Origin of the sequence: Bradyrhizobium sp. ISRA442, assembly GCF_038085055.1 — a bacterium.
Taxonomy (GTDB): domain Bacteria; phylum Pseudomonadota; class Alphaproteobacteria; order Rhizobiales; family Xanthobacteraceae; genus Bradyrhizobium.
The window spans coordinates 16,878-36,082 of record NZ_JALGCN010000021.1; the positions used below are offsets into that span (position 1 = coordinate 16,878).

At 63.1% G+C, this 19,205-nt stretch carries 20 protein-coding genes and 1 pseudogene; 11 read left to right on the forward strand and 10 right to left on the reverse strand.

Features of this window, described 5'->3' with window-relative positions; all coding sequences use genetic code 11:
- Window positions 1-5: 5 nt before the first annotated feature.
- Together MTR72_RS31350 and MTR72_RS31355 are read right to left on the reverse strand one after the other, a co-directional pair.
- Window positions 6-695: an EF-hand domain-containing protein gene (locus tag MTR72_RS31350; protein ID WP_280964580.1), complete on the reverse strand. Its 690-nt coding sequence runs from the start codon at window positions 693-695 to the stop codon at window positions 6-8.
- A gap of 34 nt (window positions 696-729) precedes the next feature.
- Window positions 730-2,337, reverse strand: a complete 1,608-nt coding sequence (locus MTR72_RS31355) for an EF-hand domain-containing protein (RefSeq protein WP_341511758.1) — start codon at window positions 2,335-2,337, stop codon at window positions 730-732.
- A gap of 286 nt (window positions 2,338-2,623) precedes the next feature.
- Here MTR72_RS31355 and MTR72_RS31360 point away from each other — a divergent pair, with 286 nt between their 5' ends.
- Together MTR72_RS31360 and MTR72_RS31365 are read left to right on the forward strand one after the other, a co-directional pair.
- Complete coding sequence (locus tag MTR72_RS31360; protein ID WP_280964577.1) at window positions 2,624-3,220, forward strand: hypothetical protein; 597 nt, start codon at window positions 2,624-2,626, stop codon at window positions 3,218-3,220.
- On the forward strand, window positions 3,217-3,699 hold the full coding sequence (locus tag MTR72_RS31365) for a hypothetical protein (protein WP_280964576.1): 483 nt from the start codon (window positions 3,217-3,219) through the stop codon (window positions 3,697-3,699). Before MTR72_RS31360 ends, MTR72_RS31365 begins: the two co-directional genes overlap by 4 nt.
- Window positions 3,700-3,792: 93 nt before the next feature.
- Here the strand turns inward: MTR72_RS31365 and MTR72_RS31370 are convergent, their stop codons facing one another.
- The gene (locus MTR72_RS31370; RefSeq protein WP_280964575.1) at window positions 3,793-4,251 is read right to left on the reverse strand and encodes a cupin domain-containing protein; all 459 of its coding nucleotides are present in this window, start codon (window positions 4,249-4,251) and stop codon (window positions 3,793-3,795) included.
- 101 nt (window positions 4,252-4,352) lie between these two features.
- Between MTR72_RS31370 and MTR72_RS31375 the strand changes: the two genes are divergently transcribed.
- Entirely contained in the window at window positions 4,353-5,906 is a 1,554-nt protein-coding gene (locus tag MTR72_RS31375) for a winged helix-turn-helix domain-containing tetratricopeptide repeat protein (RefSeq protein ID WP_341511759.1), read from the forward strand.
- A 120-nt stretch (window positions 5,907-6,026) separates the two neighbouring features.
- On the opposite strand, the gene MTR72_RS31380 is transcribed toward MTR72_RS31375, so the two are convergent.
- Together MTR72_RS31380 and MTR72_RS31385 are read right to left on the reverse strand one after the other, a co-directional pair.
- Window positions 6,027-7,061, reverse strand: coding sequence for a D-alanine--D-alanine ligase family protein (locus MTR72_RS31380; RefSeq protein ID WP_280964573.1), 1,035 nt, complete (start codon window positions 7,059-7,061; stop codon window positions 6,027-6,029).
- Entirely contained in the window at window positions 7,058-8,086 is a 1,029-nt protein-coding gene (locus MTR72_RS31385; RefSeq protein WP_280964572.1) for a putative zinc-binding metallopeptidase, read from the reverse strand. Before MTR72_RS31385 ends, MTR72_RS31380 begins: the two co-directional genes overlap by 4 nt.
- A gap of 605 nt (window positions 8,087-8,691) precedes the next feature.
- Between MTR72_RS31385 and MTR72_RS31390 the strand changes: the two genes are divergently transcribed.
- The 5 genes from MTR72_RS31390 (at window position 8,692) to MTR72_RS31410 (ending at window position 11,306) form a co-directional block, all read left to right on the forward strand.
- Complete coding sequence (locus MTR72_RS31390; protein ID WP_280964571.1) at window positions 8,692-9,165, forward strand: tellurite resistance TerB family protein; 474 nt, start codon at window positions 8,692-8,694, stop codon at window positions 9,163-9,165.
- Window positions 9,166-9,167: 2 nt separating this feature from the next.
- On the forward strand, window positions 9,168-9,527 hold the full coding sequence (locus MTR72_RS31395) for a hypothetical protein (protein ID WP_280964570.1): 360 nt from the start codon (window positions 9,168-9,170) through the stop codon (window positions 9,525-9,527).
- Window positions 9,524-10,162, forward strand: coding sequence for a TerC family protein (locus MTR72_RS31400; protein ID WP_280964569.1), 639 nt, complete (start codon window positions 9,524-9,526; stop codon window positions 10,160-10,162). Before MTR72_RS31395 ends, MTR72_RS31400 begins: the two co-directional genes overlap by 4 nt.
- A 34-nt stretch (window positions 10,163-10,196) precedes the next feature.
- Window positions 10,197-10,772 carry a TIGR00645 family protein gene (locus MTR72_RS31405; protein WP_280964568.1) on the forward strand — a complete coding sequence of 192 codons (576 nt, stop codon included), beginning with the start codon at window positions 10,197-10,199 and terminating at the stop codon, window positions 10,770-10,772.
- A 66-nt stretch (window positions 10,773-10,838) separates the two neighbouring features.
- Complete coding sequence (locus MTR72_RS31410) at window positions 10,839-11,306, forward strand: hypothetical protein (RefSeq protein WP_280964567.1); 468 nt, start codon at window positions 10,839-10,841, stop codon at window positions 11,304-11,306.
- A 132-nt stretch (window positions 11,307-11,438) separates the two neighbouring features.
- On the opposite strand, the pseudogene MTR72_RS31415 reads toward MTR72_RS31410, so the two are convergent.
- Window positions 11,439-11,618 (reverse strand): annotated as a pseudogene (locus tag MTR72_RS31415) (alpha/beta fold hydrolase); the annotation flags it as partial.
- A gap of 180 nt (window positions 11,619-11,798) precedes the next feature.
- Between MTR72_RS31415 and MTR72_RS31420 the strand changes: the two are divergent.
- Genes MTR72_RS31420 through MTR72_RS31430 form a run of 3 tightly spaced genes read left to right on the forward strand, consistent with a single transcriptional unit; the run spans window position 11,799 to window position 15,327 of the window.
- Window positions 11,799-13,187 carry a class II 3-deoxy-7-phosphoheptulonate synthase gene (locus tag MTR72_RS31420; protein ID WP_280964565.1) on the forward strand — a complete coding sequence of 463 codons (1,389 nt, stop codon included), beginning with the start codon at window positions 11,799-11,801 and terminating at the stop codon, window positions 13,185-13,187.
- 4 nt (window positions 13,188-13,191) lie between these two features.
- Window positions 13,192-13,545, forward strand: coding sequence for a diacylglycerol kinase (locus tag MTR72_RS31425; RefSeq protein WP_280964564.1), 354 nt, complete (start codon window positions 13,192-13,194; stop codon window positions 13,543-13,545).
- 24 nt (window positions 13,546-13,569) lie between these two features.
- The gene (locus MTR72_RS31430; protein ID WP_280964563.1) at window positions 13,570-15,327 is read left to right on the forward strand and encodes an NAD+ synthase; all 1,758 of its coding nucleotides are present in this window, start codon (window positions 13,570-13,572) and stop codon (window positions 15,325-15,327) included.
- Window positions 15,328-15,508: 181 nt separating this feature from the next.
- On the opposite strand, the gene MTR72_RS31435 is transcribed toward MTR72_RS31430, so the two are convergent.
- Genes MTR72_RS31435 through MTR72_RS31450 form a run of 4 tightly spaced genes read right to left on the reverse strand, consistent with a single transcriptional unit; the run spans window position 15,509 to window position 19,127 of the window.
- On the reverse strand, window positions 15,509-15,901 hold the full coding sequence (locus MTR72_RS31435; RefSeq protein ID WP_280964562.1) for a cytochrome C oxidase subunit IV family protein: 393 nt from the start codon (window positions 15,899-15,901) through the stop codon (window positions 15,509-15,511).
- 9 nt (window positions 15,902-15,910) lie between these two features.
- Window positions 15,911-16,633 (reverse strand): heme-copper oxidase subunit III family protein, encoded by a 723-nt coding sequence (locus MTR72_RS31440; RefSeq protein WP_280964561.1) that lies wholly within the window; start codon window positions 16,631-16,633, stop codon window positions 15,911-15,913.
- 14 nt (window positions 16,634-16,647) lie between these two features.
- Window positions 16,648-17,352, reverse strand: coding sequence for a cytochrome c oxidase subunit 3 (locus MTR72_RS31445; protein ID WP_280964560.1), 705 nt, complete (start codon window positions 17,350-17,352; stop codon window positions 16,648-16,650).
- The gene (locus tag MTR72_RS31450; RefSeq protein ID WP_280964559.1) at window positions 17,349-19,127 is read right to left on the reverse strand and encodes a cbb3-type cytochrome c oxidase subunit I; all 1,779 of its coding nucleotides are present in this window, start codon (window positions 19,125-19,127) and stop codon (window positions 17,349-17,351) included. Before MTR72_RS31450 ends, MTR72_RS31445 begins: the two co-directional genes overlap by 4 nt.
- Window positions 19,128-19,205 lie beyond the last annotated feature (78 nt).

Consider the following 19,205-nt stretch of genomic DNA (forward strand, 5'->3'; position numbering starts at 1 on the left):
GGCTATCACTTGGTAGTTTTCGTCGCCTGAACGTCCTGCTTGCTGAATGCATCGATCTCCTCCTTGGAGAGGACGCCGTCCCCGTTGCTGTCGATGGTCCAAAAAATTGCCTCCGCAGCCCGCAGATATTCCACCCGCGTGACGCGCCCGTCGCCATTCTCATCGAGTGTGAGTGCGACCCATTGCAGCGAATTGCCACCGAAGCGGATTGCGTGCTTCGCGGCTGTTGCAAGCATCTCCGCGGCATCGATGCGACCGTCGCCGTTGGTGTCCGGAGCCATCGCCTGCGTCACCGCCGATTGGAATTGACGGTCGGCGTCGGCGGCGTCGCCGCGACTCTGCGACAGCAATATCATCATCATGTTTCCGGCGAGGTAAGTTTCGATCTCGTCCCGAGTCACGACGCCGTCGCCATCGAGGTCGAACTGGAGAAGCGAGGACAGCGCTCCCGCGCGGACGGCGGCTTCGTTGATCTGACGTTGCAGCTTGAGGTCGGCTTCAGTGATTTCGCTATCGCCATCCACGTCGAATTTGCGAAACTCCTCGCCGCGCCTGTCGAGGTACTGCACGAGCGTCTCGCCGGCCAGGGTGGAGCGCCCAAGTAGCGATCGCGCCGATGCCGCGGGAGTTGGTGCGGGTTGAGCGCAAGCGGCGTTGCTGAGAATTGCAACCGCCAACAACGGCGGCGCGAGCAATGACGGTTCTCTAAGAATTCGGGAGATCATGCCGCTACTCCATTGTCACCTTGGAGTGGCCGGGATTGCCTGCCGGCCGCGGCACGCCGTTGGGGACGACGAAGCTGACGGAATGACCTCCGGCGAGCCCCGCCGGGAAGCGGGTCTGACGGGTGACGACGAATTCGCCACGTCCATTGCGGACCAGTGTTCCGTCGGTCAGGAGCTGCAAAAGGCCGGCCTCCTGCGGCAAGACCTCGTAACGCGTGACGGCCTGTGCACCGATGACGGCCGCCGCATCGACCGACATCAATCCACCTGGATAGGAGCGGAGGAAATCCGCACGAACCTCGCGCCAGGCAGGATTAAGGTTGGAGAATATTTTGTCTGCGTCGGCCGGATCCGGGATCGATGTCGTTCCCGACGGCAGCTTCACATTCCACATCTGCTTGGCCGTCAGGACAATGTCCGGGTCGCGTCCGAGAAGAAGCTTGCTCCTATACGATGTCTCTTTCGGATTGCGTTCGGTCATGTTGACCCAGAAGCTGTTGCACCGGCCTGCTTTGGCAATTGTGACGACCTCACTTGGGAGGCCAGTGGCCCCGACCGCCGGATATTCGCCTTCGTTGGGCGCTCCGCCGGCCAGAATGACACGCTTCACGCGGTAGACTGCGCCTTCGAACTGCCAGATCATGCGATCCCACGCGATCATGACCAGATAGAGCGGCTCGCCGCCGGGCTCGATGATGACCTTGGTCGTACGCGTTTCCTCATCCTGCGAACCGAGCGCTGCCGTCGACAACGCGAGCGGCTCATGCCCGTTGAAGAGCACGAACCTGAGATCTTTTCCGGCTTTGGGGACAGCGCACTCGATGGCCAGCTTTTCGTCGTAGCTTGGTTGAATCTCGTTGACGCGCGGCGCCGGCAGACCTGCGCGCTGCCAATAGCCATCGAATTCGGCGCGCGAGATCACGCCGTCTCCGTCGGTATCGACGGCCGCAAAGCGCAGCTCCATCGCTTCGGCATATTCTTTGAACGTGGTCTTACCGTCGCCGTCGGCGTCATAGCTCACCAGGATGCGGTAAGGCGCGTCGAAATCGGTTCCCGGGGCCGCCGGGAATTTCCGCGCGTAAGCAAAGGTCTCGTCCCAATCGATCCGGCCGTCGCCATTCGTATCGGCGCGCATTCGGCTCTCCACGACTCGCCGTGCCTGTTCGAGCCGCCGGGCGTCGCTCTCGGGTCCTTCTCCCGGGATAAAATGCGACTGGTGGCGCGCGAAGATCGTGAGTTCGTCGGTGGTGATAATGCCGTCACTGTTCAGATCGGCTTGAAGCATCAGGGCGATCTGATGGGCGCGATGCATGGCTTCATGCTTCGAGCGGTTGCGCTGACGGTCGACCTCCGTAATCGCGCCGTCGCGATCAAGGTCATGGACGTTGAAGGGTACCTTGATCTGCTCCTGGAATGCATAATACCGCAGGCCCGGCGCCAATGATTGTGCGATATGCGCATCGAGATCGAACGCGACGACGGGCCTCGGCGGCTGGCCGGGACTCTGGGTCGGCAGAGCAGGAGCGTTTTGAGCGATCCCACTGACTGGCACGATCAGAGAGCCGAGTGCGACAGCCGATGCGGTCAGGAACTGCCAAACTGGCTGCCACATGTCGTTGTCCTCCGCGTCGCTACGTGCGGGCGGTTATGCCTTGCGACGTGTTCAGCAACGTTTAACGCAATCCAAGGATGTAAATGACCATGAAGCCGATGGCTACAATCCGATCTTTGTTGCCTCGTGCGATGCGAATGCTTCAAACGGCTCATTCGGTGACGTCGGTGGCTCAATCTGCACGGCATTCTTAGACGTTCATTTACCCTGTGCAGCGGAACCCGCAAATTAATACTTCTCTTAACGTAACACGGCTAGGTTGTGGCGGCTAATTTGAGTGCGCATCATGAGCCGATTTGCTCTTCTCGCATGTATGGCGTTCGTCTCCACATTCGTCGGCGTCTCCTGGGCGATTCGCGGCTTTCCTGTTTCGACCTCTTCACCAACCGGTGGGTTGAAGCCCACGCTCAGTGCGTCGTTCGGCGATGAGAGCGCAAAGGCTCGTGAGCGAAAAATGTGGGAAGCCGAGCACACCCTACAAAGCGACAAGGATCCACAACTCGATGCGCTGCGGATGGACGCGCTCCAGGCAGGCACCGCTTACGCCATGTCGCCGTGCGACAAGACCATGAAAGCGAACCTCATCGCAGCCACGTCCGCCTATGCGCGAGGCTGGATCAAGATTTACGACTGCCCAAATCCGGCGCTGGGGATGTTCTGCAGCGAAAAGAAACGTGATCAGGCGAATGCGGCCTATTCAACACCGCTGGATATTCGCGTTAAGGCGGCGCTTGCTGAGGCGTTCGAACAAAAAGGCGTCGTCCAGGAGGATTTTCCAGAGGATATCCGCCTCGCTGTGTTTGCCTTCGCGGGGCCTGGCTTGTGGTCCGATCCGTCTCCAGTGTGCCTGCCGCGACAACGCGCGACGGCGAACTCCAAATGAGCCGTGGCTGGTTCATCATCTGGGCCCTTATCGTGTGTCAGGTGGCCGCGTGGGCGTTCGCGCCGCAACACACAGTCCAGCGCCCAACGGCGATCGACGGTCCGGGCTATGGCTCCGACGAAGTGTATCTGGTGAAAGGGAGAGCAAGCCAGCGCAGCGAAGCTGCTCTGGCGTTCGAGCGTCCCTACGGAGCGCGCTGTGCGGGAGATGGGCGGAAGCAGTTTATCAGCGCCATCAATGAATACTACTACCACCGCCAGAACCAAATGGAACGCTATCCTGAAATCTTTGGGCAGCCCGGCGCAGACTACATCGCCAAACAATGGTCGACCGGTGACGACCATCGCATTGAGCGCCTGACGCGGGAAGCCTATGCTCAAGGTTATCTCGAGCTCTCGGACTTTGATGGCGTCGCGCGCAAGCTGGTTCAAGCTGTCGTCAGGAATGAGCGCATAACGGCGCATTCCTGCGCGAGCTGAATGTATTTGCATACGCTGCCTGCCTGATATCAGCCGGGTCGCTCTCAATCAACGCGACCCAGCCCACATGGCGTCCAAATTGACAACGCGGGGCTAACTCTTCAGTGCCGATAGCTGATCCGTGTCATAGCGGGCCCGCAAAGCCGCGATCTCGGCGGGATCGGCCGCGCCGCCGCGCGCCACGGTCTCGGCCAGCTCCTCGAAGTAGCGCTCGTGGCCGGGCGGGGACACCGTCATGAGCACGCGGGCGACCTTGTCGGAGGAGTTGCCGATGTTGTGTGGCACGCCCGGCGGGAGAAAAAGGTAGGTGCCGGGCGTGGCCCGCACGCGCTCGTTTCCGACCTGCCAGTCGCACTCGCCCTCCAGGACATAGAACGTCTCCTCCTGCACGCGATGAACATGCAGGCCGGTCGAGAAGCCGGCCGGAATGGTCCATTCGAACATCGAGGTGTGTCGCGTGTCGTTGCCGGTGACCAGAAATGCCATGGGATGGCCGGCAAGCCTGACCTGCTTGCCTTCGCCGGGCCTGCGGATGATCGGCTTTGCACTCATCTCCAAACGCTCCAATTTGCGGTGGTTGGGAGCCTCAGCCTGCTCTCGCCGCCTCCAAAGGTCGTGAAAGACCTCCGAAATTGTTGCAAAATGTCCCCGAAATGGCCCCGCAGCCCGCACCAGACACCTACAAGTTCGGCGCCTTTGCCCTCGATGCCGAGACGGGCGCGCTGTTTTGCGGCACCGCGCCGACATTGCTTGGCCAACGCGGTGCGGCACTGCTGCGCATCCTGTTGGAACGTGCCGGGTCTCCCGTCAGCAAGGATGCGTTGATCGATGCCGCGTGGCCGGGGCTCAATGTCGAGGAAAGCAATCTCACGGTGCAGATCGCCGCACTGCGGCGCGCGCTCGAGCAGGACGGCGGAGGACGCTGGATCGAGACGTTGCCGCGTCGCGGGTACCGCTATGTCGGCCCGCCGGTGGCATGCGTCAAGGCGAATGCGGACGAAGCCGGCCATCGGACTGCGCTGTTGGTGCCGGTAAAGCCGTCGATCGCCGTACTGCCGTTCGAGCATTCAGGCGAAGCCGCCTGGTTTGCCGACGGCATGGCCGACGATATCATCACTGGGCTGTCCCGGATCAGATGGTTGTTCGTGATCGCGCGCAATTCCAGCTTCGTCTGGCGGGGCCGCGTCGCCGACGTCAAGCAGGTGGGCCGCGACCTCGGCGTGCGTTATGTCCTGCAGGGCAGCGTGCGGGGCGCCGCCGACCGCCTCCGCATCAACGTGCAACTCGCGGACGCCGGAAGCGGCACCCATATCTGGGCCGAGCGCTATGATCGAACCGTGGGCGATTTGTTCGCCTTGCAGGACGAGATCGCGCTCGCCGTGGTCGGTGCGATCGAGCCGAGCCTGCGTCGCGCCGAGGTCGAGCGCATCCGACGCAAACGCCCTGACAGTCTCGATGCCTACGAACTCGTGCTGCGCGCCCAGCCCGACGTCGACTCGGGCATGCCCGATCGTGCGGCGCTCGCGTTGCCGGAGCTCCAGCGGGCCATGGCGCTTGATCCCACCTATGCGCTGGCTCACGGCCTGGCAGCGATGAGCTATCACAATCGGTTTCTGCGGGCAGGGCTGAAGGAAGAGGACCGGCTGGCGTCGGTCCGTCACGCGCGACTTGCAATCGAGCACGGGCGCGACGATGCGCTCGCGCTGACCTTTGCCGGCTTCTCGCTCGGCATGGACGCTCATGACCGCCAGGCGGCCTTCGCCGCATTCGAGGCGGCGCTTGCGCTCAGCCCCTCGACTGCGCTGGCCTGGATTCTCGGCAGCGTCGTCGCCGGCTGGGCTGGTGAGGCGGAGCGTGCGATCGATTGGAGCGAGCGCGGCATGCGCCTCAGTCCGTACGATCCGTGGGCCTTTGCCGCCTATGATGCGCAGGCGCTCGGCCATTTCCGCAGGGATCGCCACGAGGAGGCGGCAAGCGCAGCCTACAAGTCCAATCTCGCCAATCCCGCGCACAGCATCACCTGGGTCCAGCTCGCAGCATCGCTCGCTGCGCTCGGGCGGCTCGACGAGGCGAGGGCGGCGGCTGCCTGCGTTCTGGAGTTGCAGCCGAATTTCCGCGTCGGCAACCAGTTCGCCGGGGTCAACTGCGAGGCGGAGCTGGCATCGAAACTTGGCCGCGCGCTGCGCGCGGCCGGCCTGCCGGAATGATGTGGGCGCAGTCTATGCTGGCAGCACTTGCCGAAGGTCCACTCGACGTTCGCGTGGGTCATTCGCCGACACGTTGCGTGGCCGGGTCCCATGTCCGCTTCGGCGCCTCCTTGCTGCCTTTCAGCCTATGGATACACCCGCTTTTGCCCGTCTCATTCCCAGAGCCAGAATGCGATGCAACAGGTCCGGGTAGTCGAGGCCGTCATGCCGAGCCGCTGTTGCGAATTCCTGGCTCTTGGCGATTTCGGGATTGGGATTCGCTTCAATGAAATACGGCGTGCCATCGGACGAGAGGCGAAAGTCGATGCGCGCATATCCATCGAGCCCCAGTGTCCGGTAAATGCGTTTCGCCGTTCGCTGAATACGGGCGGATACTTCCGGCGCGAGGTCGTCGGCGGGCCCATCTGCAATTCCGACGCGCTCCTGATAGGTGGGATCGTGTTTGGCCTTCTCGGTGGCGATGTGACGGGCGCCGTGGCCTCCCATGCTACCGAATTTCAACTCCCAAACCGGCAGAGCTCGTAGCCGATTATTGCCGAGCACGCCGACGTAGAGCTCTCGTCCCTCGATAAATTGCTCCGCGATGGCAGCGGTTTCGATCCGCTCGTGGATGAAGGCGACGCGCTCGGCGAGCTTCTCGTCCGTATCGACGACGGAAGCTTGCGAGATACCCCGGGATCCATCCTCGTTCAGGCTCTTGACGATAAGCGGCAGCGAAAGGCGGGCAGGCCTTTTGACTTTGCGACGCATCGGGAACACCGCGAAGGCCGGCACCGCGATCCGGCGATGATGCACCAGCGTTTTCGACAAGTCCTTGCCTCGCGCCAGCACCAGGCCGCGCGGACCGCACCCTGTGTACGGAATCTGCATCAACTCGAGGTAGCTCGCGATGTGCTGGTCATACGCAGTCTGATAGTGGAACTCCTCCAGTAACGTGAAGACCACATGCGGCTTGAATTCGTCGATCTCGTCGCGCACCGGCTTGATTTCCTCCTGAACGCCGAGCGGACGAACGTCATGGCCAGCCGCGCGCAAGGTACTTACGACGTCGTATTCCGTCTTCCATTCATTGATCTGTCGCTCGGTGTATCCGTCGGTAGAGTCCGGAGGCATAAAGTCCGGATGCATGAGAACCAGGATACGCAGGCGCCTCATAGCGCGATCCATTTGCGCTGCGACGGCCCGAACAGCGCGTGCATCGTCTTGGCAGTCAACAGGACGGTAAAGTCCATCACGAGCCTCCGCTCAGGGCCGACGGCACGCAGATCGAGCTCGCGGCAGCGGGAGATCATGCCGTCCAGCACAGCATCCAGCGTAAGTTGGTTCTCGCCGGTCCATCGTGCCACCAACTGCCTGATCTGGGCCCGGTGTCGCCTAATGAAGACTGATGCCGCTTCCTTCCGGCGATGCCGTGGATCGTTCGAAAAGAGCCGAGACAGGTCACGGTCGTAGGTCTTCGGTGGCTTGAAAGCGTAGAACGCCTGCTTCTTTTGGTAATGTTCACCAAGCGTCTGGTTGAGTTCGCGCAGTGGATCGACGCGCTCGTGCGTCGTGAGCAGCGGCGGTTTCCCCGCAATCTCGTCCATCAGTTCGTCGACATATTCTAGCTTCTTCAGCGCTGACCAGCCAGCATAACGTGTTCGCCAGTTGGACCGCGGCCGCAGCCACACGGCAAAGGTTTCGGCAAAGTCTTCGTCTGGATGGCTCTGCGCGTACCAGAGCCGAAGATGCTGGACATAACGCCGGCTGGCCGGATTGGGCCGGTAGTAGCGCGGGTAGTGCTTCGAAGAAGGGCCGAATAGCTTTTGCCAACGCCGGCGACGTTGAAGCTGGTAGCCGTGTTGCAAAGCATGACCCGCCTCGTGACGGAGGATAGCCATGCACTCGGACCAAGCGCCGCCCTCGACGTCGAGCATCATCTTCTTCTCGAGTTTCATCAGGCGGGGATGGGCGAGATAGAACGGGATGGCAATGCCGGGCACGTTTGCCGGACTAAACCATTCGCTCGATATCCACGTGTGTGGCCGCAGCCGGATGCCCCGCTCGCCGAGCTCCTCGTATAAAGTGTGGACGCAATCCTCGAGCCAGGTGCCTTTGACCGTAACCCTCAGGCTACTGAGGCGCTGCTTGAGCAACTGCTCATCCGACAGCGTTTCCCAAGCATATTTCCGGCGTCGCATAGGGCATCTGAAAGGCTATGAAAACTCGGCGCTCGGATGGTGTCACAGGACGTTGCCTACAACAACCGCGGAGTTTTTAAGGCGGCGTCGCTGTTCGGCCGTCCGTGTCGACTGTGGGGCAGCAGCCGACCCCAGTTTCGTCATTGCGGGCGCAGCGAAGCAATCCAGAGTCTTTCCGCAGCAACAGCCTGGATTGCTTCGCTGCGCTCGCAATGACGGTGTGGAGGCGGTTGCGTACACCTGGGGATGTTGCGGCGTCGTGACAGACGTGGGAGCATAAACAGCCGGATCGTGCCCCGGCGCGCAGGAACGCCGACGCCTGAGCTGGCTTGCCCGCATATCGCAACATGGAACCGATGCGGCGGCTGGTCGCACGGGTGCCGCCTTGATTCCGATCCGGTCGCCGTTATCTCTCAGAGCAACAAGAATCCGGGCCCCTCTGGCGAGGACACCGACGGTGTCGGTAAACCTCGCGATGTCGGATGACCTGTCCCGCGCGCGAATGCGATGGATCGGCCGATCGTCGGGCCCAGCCTGTCTGTTCTCTCCGACATCGTCCTCATCGCTCTTCCTCGCGGCCATTTGCGCAATGATGAGGAGCAACGATGTCTCACGCCAACCATTCAAATCCGCTCGAGATCGAGATCACGGAGCCGTCCAGCCTCAATGAGCAGGCTGCGGTGGCGCTGGTGATTGCCGGCGCGCTCGTCGCCGTCGCCGACCGGCGCGTCTCGCCTGTCGAGCGCGACGAGGTGATCCGCTTCATCAGGGACCGCGGACTGGCGCCGCACATCGGCGATGACAGGCTCATCGCGATATTCGACGAGCTCGCCGAGCGGCTCGAACAGCCCGATTTCGCCAACGTGGTGATCGACACGCTGCGGCCGGTCGCCGATCTGCCGCTCGCCGCCCATCTCATGGATCTGTCCGAGCGCGTCGCGGCCGCGGACGAGGACGTGCATCCTCACGAGGTGCAGGCGATCAAGCTGTTGCGCCTGCTGACGCTGGTGTTGCCACGGGCAAAACAGGTCCCGTCCCGCACCGCGCATGCCGTGCAACCTGCGGCCTCCGCGGAGTGAGCATGAGCACGATTCCGGACCAGCGCACGACGCGTGATGGCGCCCACGGCCAGTCGACCGGTGGCGACGCGCGCTTTGACGCGCTGGTTCATCGTCTGCCGCCGCGCATGGGCGATGCCGTCTCCTACCTGCTCCGTCCGTCAAGCCGCTGGGTCAGGATTCCTTCGGGCGCGCTGCTCGTCGTCGGCGGCGTGCTCTCCTTCCTGCCTGTGCTCGGCATCTGGATGCTGCCGCTTGGTCTGGCGCTGCTTGCCGAGGACGTACCCGCGCTGCGCGCCTCGCGTTCGAAGGTCCTCGATTGGGTCGAGCGGCGCAAGCCGCATTGGCTCGATCCGTCCGCAGCAAAAAATGATCCGCCATGACTGAATTTCTCGCCGCCGACGCGCTGGCTGCGCTGTTCCAGGTCGTGCTGATCGACCTGGTGCTGGCCGGCGACAACGCCGTCGTCATCGGCCTCGCCGCGGCGGGCCTGCCGGCGGACCAGCGCCGCCGCGCCATCATCGTCGGCATCGCCGCAGCCACCGCGCTCCGTATCGTCTTTGCCGGGATTGCGGCCCAGCTCCTGCAGGTGATCGGCCTGTTGCTCGCTGGCGGCGTGCTGCTGCTATGGGTGTGCTGGAAGATGTGGCGCGAGCTGCGCGAGCAATCTTCGCACAGGCGCGAGCTTGCGTTCAGCCATGGCGGCGGCGCAAATGGCGCACCGGCACCGCGAAAGACCTTCGGCCAGGCGGCGGCGCAGATCGTCGCTGCCGACGTCTCGATGTCGCTCGACAATGTGCTGGCGGTTGCAGGCGCGGCGCGCGAGCATCCCTACATCCTCGCCTTCGGCCTCTTGCTGTCGGTCGCGATGATGGGCGTCGCTGCGGACCTGCTCGGCCGCGTGCTGCAGAAGCAGCGCTGGATCGCCTATGTCGGTCTCGCCATCATCGTCTATGTCGCGGTCGAGATGATCTATCGCGGCTCGCTCGAGCTCGCGCCGGTTATTGCGAGCCTCTGATGCCAAAACTCTTGTCCGCAATCCGGAGTGATCAATGACGTCCAAAGCCCAAGCACCTTCCGCGGGCCAGCCGCCGATCGGCCTGTTTCCGAAGCTGATCTTCGGCTCGCGCTGGCTGCAGTTGCCGCTCTATGTCGGCCTCATCGTCGCGCAGGCCGTCTATGTGCTGCTGTTCCTGAAGGAGCTCTGGCATCTCGCCGCGCACTGGTTCGACGTCAACGAGCAGCAGATCATGCTCACCGTTCTCGGGCTGATCGACGTCGTCATGATCTCGAACCTGCTGGTGATGGTGATCGTCGGCGGCTACGAGACCTTCGTCTCGCGCCTCAATTTGCGCGGCCATCCGGACGAGCCGGAGTGGCTGAGCCACGTCAACGCCAGCGTGCTCAAGATCAAGCTCGCGATGGCGATCGTCGGCATCTCCTCGATCTCATTGCTTCGAACCTTCATCGAAGCGGGAAATCTCGGCACGACGCGCAGCAATTTCACCGAGACCGGCGTGATGTGGCAGGTGCTGATCCACCTGACCTTCATCATCTCCGCGATCGGCATCGCATGGGTCGATCGGCTCGCCGACAACGCGCATCGCAAGGAGATGGGGCACGGTTGAGGTCACCTCGGCTCGGTGTTGCCGTCACCGCACGGTGTGCATCGCACCGAGCCCAAGGTCGTCTGGATGAACCTGGCCGTCCGATACCTCCGAGCGGCCAGCTCTGGAGCCCGCCCGATCATTTGGTCAGGCGGGCTTCGCTTTTTAAGATCGTTAAAATTGTTCCCAACCCGCTCAGCGGCGGCAAACCCTGCGCGCAAGAACCGCGCCGCCTTAAACCTGAGCTTTGGAACCGACGTGCATCCTTCCCGCAAAAGGCGGGGCATCAGCATGTCTGTTCTCAAGGAGATCATCGCGGCCGTCGCGGGAGTCTGGGCGCTCCTGTTCGTGTGCGACGCATTGTTCGGCATCGGCGAGGCGCGCTTCGACGACACCTACTACAGCAGCGATTTCTACGCGCCGCGATCCAGGGAGTTTCGATTTGCAAGCGGCACGGCGCCGGCGGCGCGCGTCAGCGACGCCTTCGCGCAGTTCGCGCCCAGGGAACCAAGGTCCGGCAAGCGCTATTCGTCTCTGACGACGTTCATTCGTTAGGCCAGGGTCTCACTCCGCCTGGATCCATTCCGCCACGCCGCGCCACAGCGTGTCGCGGTGCTCGGCGCGGAAGAAGCTGAAATGGCCGATCGCCTTGGCGCCGACCTCGGACGGCCTCGCCGTCAGCACCTCGCGGTGGGCGAGGCAGGAGGCAAAGCCGCGACAGATCTTGCGGGGGACCGCGGTTGCCGAATCGATCAGGACGGCATGGCGCTTGGCGCCGCGCGGCAGGAACAGGGTGCCGGCCAGCGAATAGCCGTCGGTGGCCGGGAAGGTGATATCGTCGACGAAGACGTCCAGTGCCGCTTCCATGGGCGCCGGCGTCCTTCCAGTTTCCCCGCAGTTTACAGCAAATGCGAATTCGGCTTTCCTCGCAAGAGGTTGCAATGCGAAACGGATTTACAACTGGCGGTCGGTTGCCAGCCTGTGTATAACGCGGCCCTTCGCAACCCACAGATCAGGTTGTACTTTTTGCTTCACGGAGAGATTGCGATGTCCGAGCGGTGGACGCCCGAGAGCTGGCGCAGCAAGCCGGTGCTACAGGTCCCCGATTATCCCGACGCCAAGGCGCTGGCCGACGTCGAGGCGCAGCTTGCGACCTTTCCGCCGCTGGTGTTCGCGGGCGAGGCGCGCAACCTGAAGAAGGCGCTGGCGCGGGTCGCGGCCGGCGAGGCCTTCCTGCTGCAGGGCGGCGACTGCGCCGAGAGCTTTGCCGAACACGGCGCCAACAACATCCGCGACTTCTTCCGCGTGCTGCTGCAGATGGCGGTCGTGCTCACCTATGCCGGCGCCGTCCCGGTGGTGAAGGTCGGCCGCATCGCCGGTCAGTTCGCCAAGCCGCGTTCCTCGCCGACCGAGAAGGTGAACGGCGTCGAACTGCCGAGCTATCGCGGCGACATCGTCAACGACATCGCGTTCACGAAGGAGGCGCGCGTCCCGGATCCGCAGCGCCAGTTGATGGCGTATAGGCAGTCCGCGGCGACGCTGAACCTGCTCCGCGCCTTCGCCACCGGCGGCTTCGCCAATCTCGGCAGCGTGCATCAGTGGATGCTCGGCTTCCTCAAGGATAGCCCGCAGTCCCGCCGCTACAAGGAGCTGGCCGATCGCATCTCCGACGCGCTCAACTTCATGCGTGCCTGCGGCCTCGATCTCGAGAGCCATCCCGAGCTGCGCGCAACCGATTTCTACACCAGCCACGAGGCGCTGCTGCTCGGCTACGAGCAGGCCATGACCCGTGTCGACTCCACCACCGGCGACTGGTACGCGACAAGCGGCCATATGATCTGGATCGGCGACCGTACCCGTCAGCTCGACCACGGTCATGTCGAATATTTCCGTGGGATCAAGAACCCGATCGGATTGAAGTGCGGTCCTTCGCTGAAGGCCGACGAGCTGCTGAAGTTGATCGACGTGCTCAACCCCGACAACGAACCGGGCCGGCTGACGCTGATCGGCCGCTTCGGTTCCGACAAGGTGGCCGAATATCTGCCGAACCTGATCCGCGCGGTGAAGCGCGAGGGCAAAGTGGTGGTCTGGTCCTGCGATCCCATGCACGGCAATACCATCACCTCGACGACCGGCTACAAGACGAGGCCGTTCGACCGCATCCTGTCGGAGGTGAAATCGTTCTTCACCATCCACGCGGCCGAGGGGACGCATCCCGGCGGCGTGCATCTGGAGATGACCGGCAAGGACGTCACCGAGTGCCTCGGGGGCGCCCGTGCGATCACGGACGAGGACCTCAATGACCGCTACCACACGGTCTGCGATCCCCGCCTCAACGCCGAACAATCGATCGACATGGCATTCCTGATCGCGGAGCTGCTCAAGCAGGAACGTGCTGGCAAGGTCAAGCCGATGCCGGCCGTAGCGGGGCTTTGACACCTTGCTGCGGCTCTGGAAGGCCACGATCAATTCCCGTAACGGTCTGGCCTTTGCGATCCGCTCGGAGCAGGCCGTCCGCGAGGAGATTTTTGCGCTCCTCTTGTCGCTGCCGCTCGCCTGGTTCATCGGCGCGACCGCCATGCGCGCGGTCGAGCTGGTCTGCGCCGTCGCGTTCGTGCTGGTGGTCGAGCTGCTCAACACCGCGATCGAAAAGCTCGCCGACCGCCTGACCATGGACCACGACAAGCAGATCGGGCGGGTCAAGGACATGGGCTCGGCCGCCGTCGGTGTGGCGCTGCTGATGGCCGGTGCGTTCTGGATCTTTGCCCTGGTCGAGCGATTGGGATTCGTTTAGCGGGATGATCGGAGCGCGGCGCCCATGACCGAACGTCTCAACGAATTCGCGGTCACGCTCGCCCAGCTCAATCCGACGGTGGGCGACATCGATGGCAACGCCGAGAAGGCGCGTGCCGCGCGGGCGCAGGCCGCGGCCGACGGCGCCGACCTCGTGCTGTTCCCGGAATTGTTCATTGCCGGCTATCCGCCGGAAGACCTCGTGCAGAAGCCTGCCTTCCAGGCCGCCTGCCGCGCGGCGATCGAAAGCCTTGCGCGCGAGACCGCGGACGGCGGCCCGGCGATGCTGGTCGGCACGCCCTGGGTCGAGGAGGGCAGGCTCTACAATGCCTGCGCGCTACTCGATGGGGGACGCATCGCCGCACTGCGCTTCAAGTGCAACCTGCCGAATTACGGCGTGTTCGACGAGAAGCGGCTGTTCGCGCACGGACCCGCGGCCGGTCCCGTGATCGTGCGCGGGGTGCGGATCGGGGTGCCGATCTGCGAGGATATCTGGCTGGAGGAATCCGAGGACTACGAGAACGTCGTCGAGACGCTCGCCGAGACCGGCGCGGAGATCATCCTCGTGCCGAACGGCTCGCCTTACGCCCGCGACAAGGCCGACGTGCGCCTGTCGGTTGCGGTCGCGCGCGTCACCGAGAGTGGCCTGCCGCTGGTCTACCTCAACCAGGTCTGCGGCCAGGACGAGCTGGTGTTCGATGGTGCCTCCTTCGCACTCAACGGCGATCTTTCGCTCGCTGCGCAACTGCCGGCGTTTGCGGAGAGCATCACCACGCTGCGCTTCAGCAAGAATGGTGACGATTGGCGCTGCACGGGTCCGATCGCCGCGCTGCCCGAGGGCGACCAGGCCGATTACGCGGCCTGTGTGCTGGGCTTGCGCGACTACGTCGCCAAGAACGGCTTTCCCGGCGTGCTGCTCGGCATTTCCGGCGGCATCGATTCAGCGCTGTGCGCGGCGATCGCCGTCGACGCGCTCGGCGCGGATCAGGTGCACGGCGTGATGCTGCCTTATCGCTTCACGGCAGCGAGCTCGATCGCCGATGCCGGTGAGCTCGCCGGCCACCTCGGCATCCGCTACGAGGTCCTGCCGATCGCGGAGGCGGTGAACGGCTTCGAGAACATCCTTTCCGATATATTCAAGAATCTGCCGCCTGACATCACCGAAGAGAACCTTCAGTCTCGCACCCGCGGCACGCTCTTGATGGCGATCTCGAACAAGACCGGGCTGATGGTCGTGACCACCGGCAACAAGTCGGAAATGTCGGTCGGCTACGCCACGCTCTACGGCGACATGAACGGCGGCTTCAATCCGATCAAGGACATCTACAAGACGCAGGTGTTCCGCCTGGCGGCGTTGCGCAACGTGTGGAAGCCGGATGGCGCGCTCGGTCCTGCGGGCGAGATCATTCCGCCCGACATCATCGCCCGACCGCCGACGGCGGAGCTGCGCGAGAACCAGACCGATCAGGATTCGCTCCCGCCCTATGACGTGCTCGACGCCATCCTGGAGCGTCTGGTCGAGCGCGAGGAACCGCTGGACCAGATCATCGCCGCCGGCTTTGCGCGCGAGGTGGTCGTGCACATCGACCATCTGCTCAACGTTGCCGAATACAAGCGCCGCCAGGCCGCGCCCGGCGTGAAGGTGACCGGCAGGAATTTCGGCCGCGACCGCCGCTATCCCATCACCAACCGCTTCCGCGACAGGGGTGCACCGTTGCCCGCGCCGGACGAGACGCTCGTGTCAGCCGCCAGCCGCGCTTCGATCGACGCGTTCGAGGGGTAGCACCCGAGAGAGACGGGCGGTCTCGCTACACGCTTACCTGTCATCATCCGAGAAGGCGGATGATCCAGTACGCCGCGGCGGAGTTCGTCGGGGACGAGTCCGGCCAATGAGTACTGGATGCCCCGCCTTCGCGGGGCATGACAGTGAGAACTTGGCGTGACAGTGAGAACTCGGCTTGCCGCTACGACGGGGCTGCGAAGAACAGCACCCGAAGCAAGTGGGTGTATTCGGATTCGAGCACCATGATGGCAACAAATACCAACACCGCGATCGGCGGCGCCAGGATGGCATAGGTCAGGGCCAGCCGCTCCCAGGCCATGTGCATGAAGACGGCGACGATCAGGCCGGCCTTCACCACCATGAACAGCAGGATCAGCGACCACCTGAGAAAGCCATGAAGGCCAAAATAGTCGACGAGGAAGGAGCAGGTGCTGAGGACGAACAACCAGCCCCAGACCACGAGGTAGAGCTTGATCGGGTGCTGTTGCCCCTTCGTGTGAACGGCCGCTGTTGCGACTGCGCCATGCACCGGAGCGTGGAGCTGTCCTTCCATGTGTACTGCCGCGTTTGTCATGCGCCGACCTCACCAAAGATAGAACAAGGCAAAGATGAACACCCACACGAGATCGACGAAGTGCCAGTACAGCCCCATGATCTCGACGATCTCGTAATACCCCTTGCGGCTCGTGAAGAAGCCGCGCCGCTCGACGTCGAAGTCACCGCGCAAGACCTTCCGCGCAATGGCGATCAGAAAGATCACACCAATCGTCACGTGGGTGCCGTGGAAGCCGGTGATCATGAAGAAGCTCGCACCAAATTGCTCCGCGCCCCACGGGTTGCCCCAGGGCCGGACGCCTTCCCTGATCAGCTTGGTCCACTCGAAAGCCTGCATACCGACGAAGGTCGCGCCGAAGGCCGCCGTGACCAGCATCAGGGCTGCGGTTCTGACACGATCGCGGCGGTAGCCGAAATTGACGGCCATCGCCATCGTGCCGCTACTGCTGATCAGGATGAAGGTCATGATGGCGATCAGGATCATCGGGATATGTGTATCGCCGATGTTGAGGGCAAAGACTTCGCTGGTATTGGGCCACGGCACCGTCGTCGACATGCGTGCCGTCATGTAGGAGAGCAGGAAGCAACTGAAGATGAAGGTGTCGCTGAGGAGGAAGATCCACATCATGGCCTTGCCCCAGGACACGTTCTTGAAGGCGCGCTGATCGGACGCCCAGTCGGCGGCGATGCCGCGCCAGCCTTCAGGCCGCGCAGGCGATTGGCCCGGATTTGTCAGCACGGTCTCAGCCATCTGATCCTGCCTCCCTAGCTCAGCAATTGGCGACAGATGTTGACGAAATCGTCTGTCCAGCCTGTGAGGAGCCCGAGCAGGACGAGCCAGACCAGCAGCAGGAAGTGCCAGTAGATGGCGCACAGCTCCACGCTCAAGCGCATGTCAACGGTCGCGGCGCCACGCCACACCGTGGCTGAGGTTCGGCCGAGGGCCACCAGGCCGCCCGTCAGATGCAGTCCGTGCACCGCGGTCAACAGGTAGAAAAACGAATTCGCCGGATTGGACGCCACGAAATATCCGGCCGCGTTGAGTTGCTGCCAGGCCAGGAGCTGTCCGGCGAGGAAGATCACCGCAGATGCTCCGCCCGCGAGCAGGCCGACCATGACGCCCTCGGTGTTATCTCGGCGCGCAGCCACATACGAGTACTGCAGTGCGACGCTGCTGAGGACCAGGACGCCCGTGTTGAGCCACAGCAGCCGCGGCACGGGCAGCGCCCGCCAGTCCACCTCGTTCATGCGCATCGAGTAGGCGCTGATGAAGAGGACGAACAATGCGCCCGCGACGGCGAGAAACACGCCAAGTCCGATCTTCGCGGCCGGCCAGGTTATGGCATCACCGCCGGGGAAGTCACCAACCGGACCTTCCTCCAGCCAAGGCTTTGCCATTAGTCGCTGTTGCGACAGCCACCATCCGGCGATGACCGCGATCACAGCCAGGAACAGGATGATGGCGCTCACGAAGCAGCTCCCTGAACGACCTGCGTCGCGCGCGGCGGCTGGTTCTGCGGAATGAAGTCCTCCGCGGCACCGGGCACGCTGTAGTCATAGGCCCAGCGGTAAACGATCGGGAGCTCCTTGCCCCAGTTGCCGTGCCCGGGGGGCGTCTCCGGCGTCTGCCACTCCAGGGTCGTCGCCCGCCACGGATTGCCGCCCGAGGGCTTACCTTTGAACAGGCTCCAGGCAAGATTGAACAGGAACACCATTTGGCTGAAGCCGACGGTCAGGGCCACCACAGAGATGAAGGCGTTCAGTGAATGGGCCGAGGGCGGGATGAACGCCGCGTCGCCGAGCTCGAAATACCGACGCGGGACCCCGAGCAGTCCGAGATAGTGCATGGGGAAGAAGATCAGGTAGGCGCCGAGGAAGGTGGCCCAGAAGTGAAGCTTGCCCAGGACCTCGTTCAGCATCCGCCCCGTGACCTTGGGGTACCAATGATAGATCGCGCCGAGCACGACCATGATCGGTGCCACGCCCATCACCATGTGGAAATGCGCGACCACGAACATGGTGTCCGAGAGCGGCACGTCCACGACGACGTTACCGAGGAAGAGGCCGGTAAGCCCGCCGTTCACGAAGGTGATGATGAAGCCGAGGGCGAACAGCATCGGCACCGTGAGATGAATGTCGCCGCGCCACAGGGTCAGCACCCAGTTGTAGACCTTGATCGCGGTGGGGATGGCGATGATGAGCGTCGTGGTGGCGAAGAAGTACCCGAACTGCGGGAACATGCCGCTCACATACATGTGGTGCGCCCATACGATGAAGCTGAGTGCGCCGATGGCCACGATCGCCCAGACCATCATGCGGTAGCCAAAGATGTTCTTGCGCGCATGCGTGCTGATCAGATCGGAGACGATGCCGAAGGCTGGCAGGGCGACGATGTAGACCTCGGGGTGGCCGAAGAACCAGAACAGGTGCTGGAAAAGCAGTGGGCTGCCGCCACCATATTTCGAGAGAGTGCCCATCTCGACGAGGGAGGGCATGAAGAAGCTCGTTCCCAAGAGACGGTCGAGCAGCAGCATCACCGAGGCGACGAAGAGCGCGGGGAATGCCAACAGCGCCATGACGGTCGCCGTGAAAATGCCCCACACCGTGAGGGGCAGGCGCATCAAGGTCATGCCGCGGGTGCGCGCCTGGAGCACCGTGACCACATAATTCAGCCCGCCCATGGTGAAGCCGATGATGAACAGGATCAGCGACGACATCATGAGAATGATGCCCCAATCCTGCCCGGGCGTTCCGGAGAGGATTGCCTGCGGCGGGTACAGCGTCCAGCCGGCGCCCGTGGGGCCGCCGGGCACGAAGAATGTCGAGGCCAGCACCAGGACTGCGAGCAGGTAGACCCAGTAACTCAGCATGTTCACATAGGGGAAGACCATGTCCCGGGCGCCGACCATCAGCGGGATCAGGTAGTTGCCGAATCCGCCCAGGAACAATGCGGTGAGCAGGTAGATCACCATGATCATGCCGTGCATGGTGATGAACTGGAGGTACTGGTTGGCATCGATGAAAGAGAAGATACCAGGGAATCCGAGCTGCAGTCGCATCAGCCACGACAGCACCAGGGCAACCAGCCCGATGGCCGAAGCCGTCAGCGCGTACTGAACGGCGATCACCTTGGCGTCCTGCGAGAAGACATACCGTGTCCACCAGCTCCTCGGATGATAGAGGTCGACATCAGGTACTTCGGCAGGCGGGATGTCTGCGATCCCTTCATATGGAATATCGACCATAGAAAAACCTCCTCGGTCGTTTCCATCGGGAGCGACGCGTTGGTTGCACGCACCCGATCTGTCTTCGCGGCGGCACCT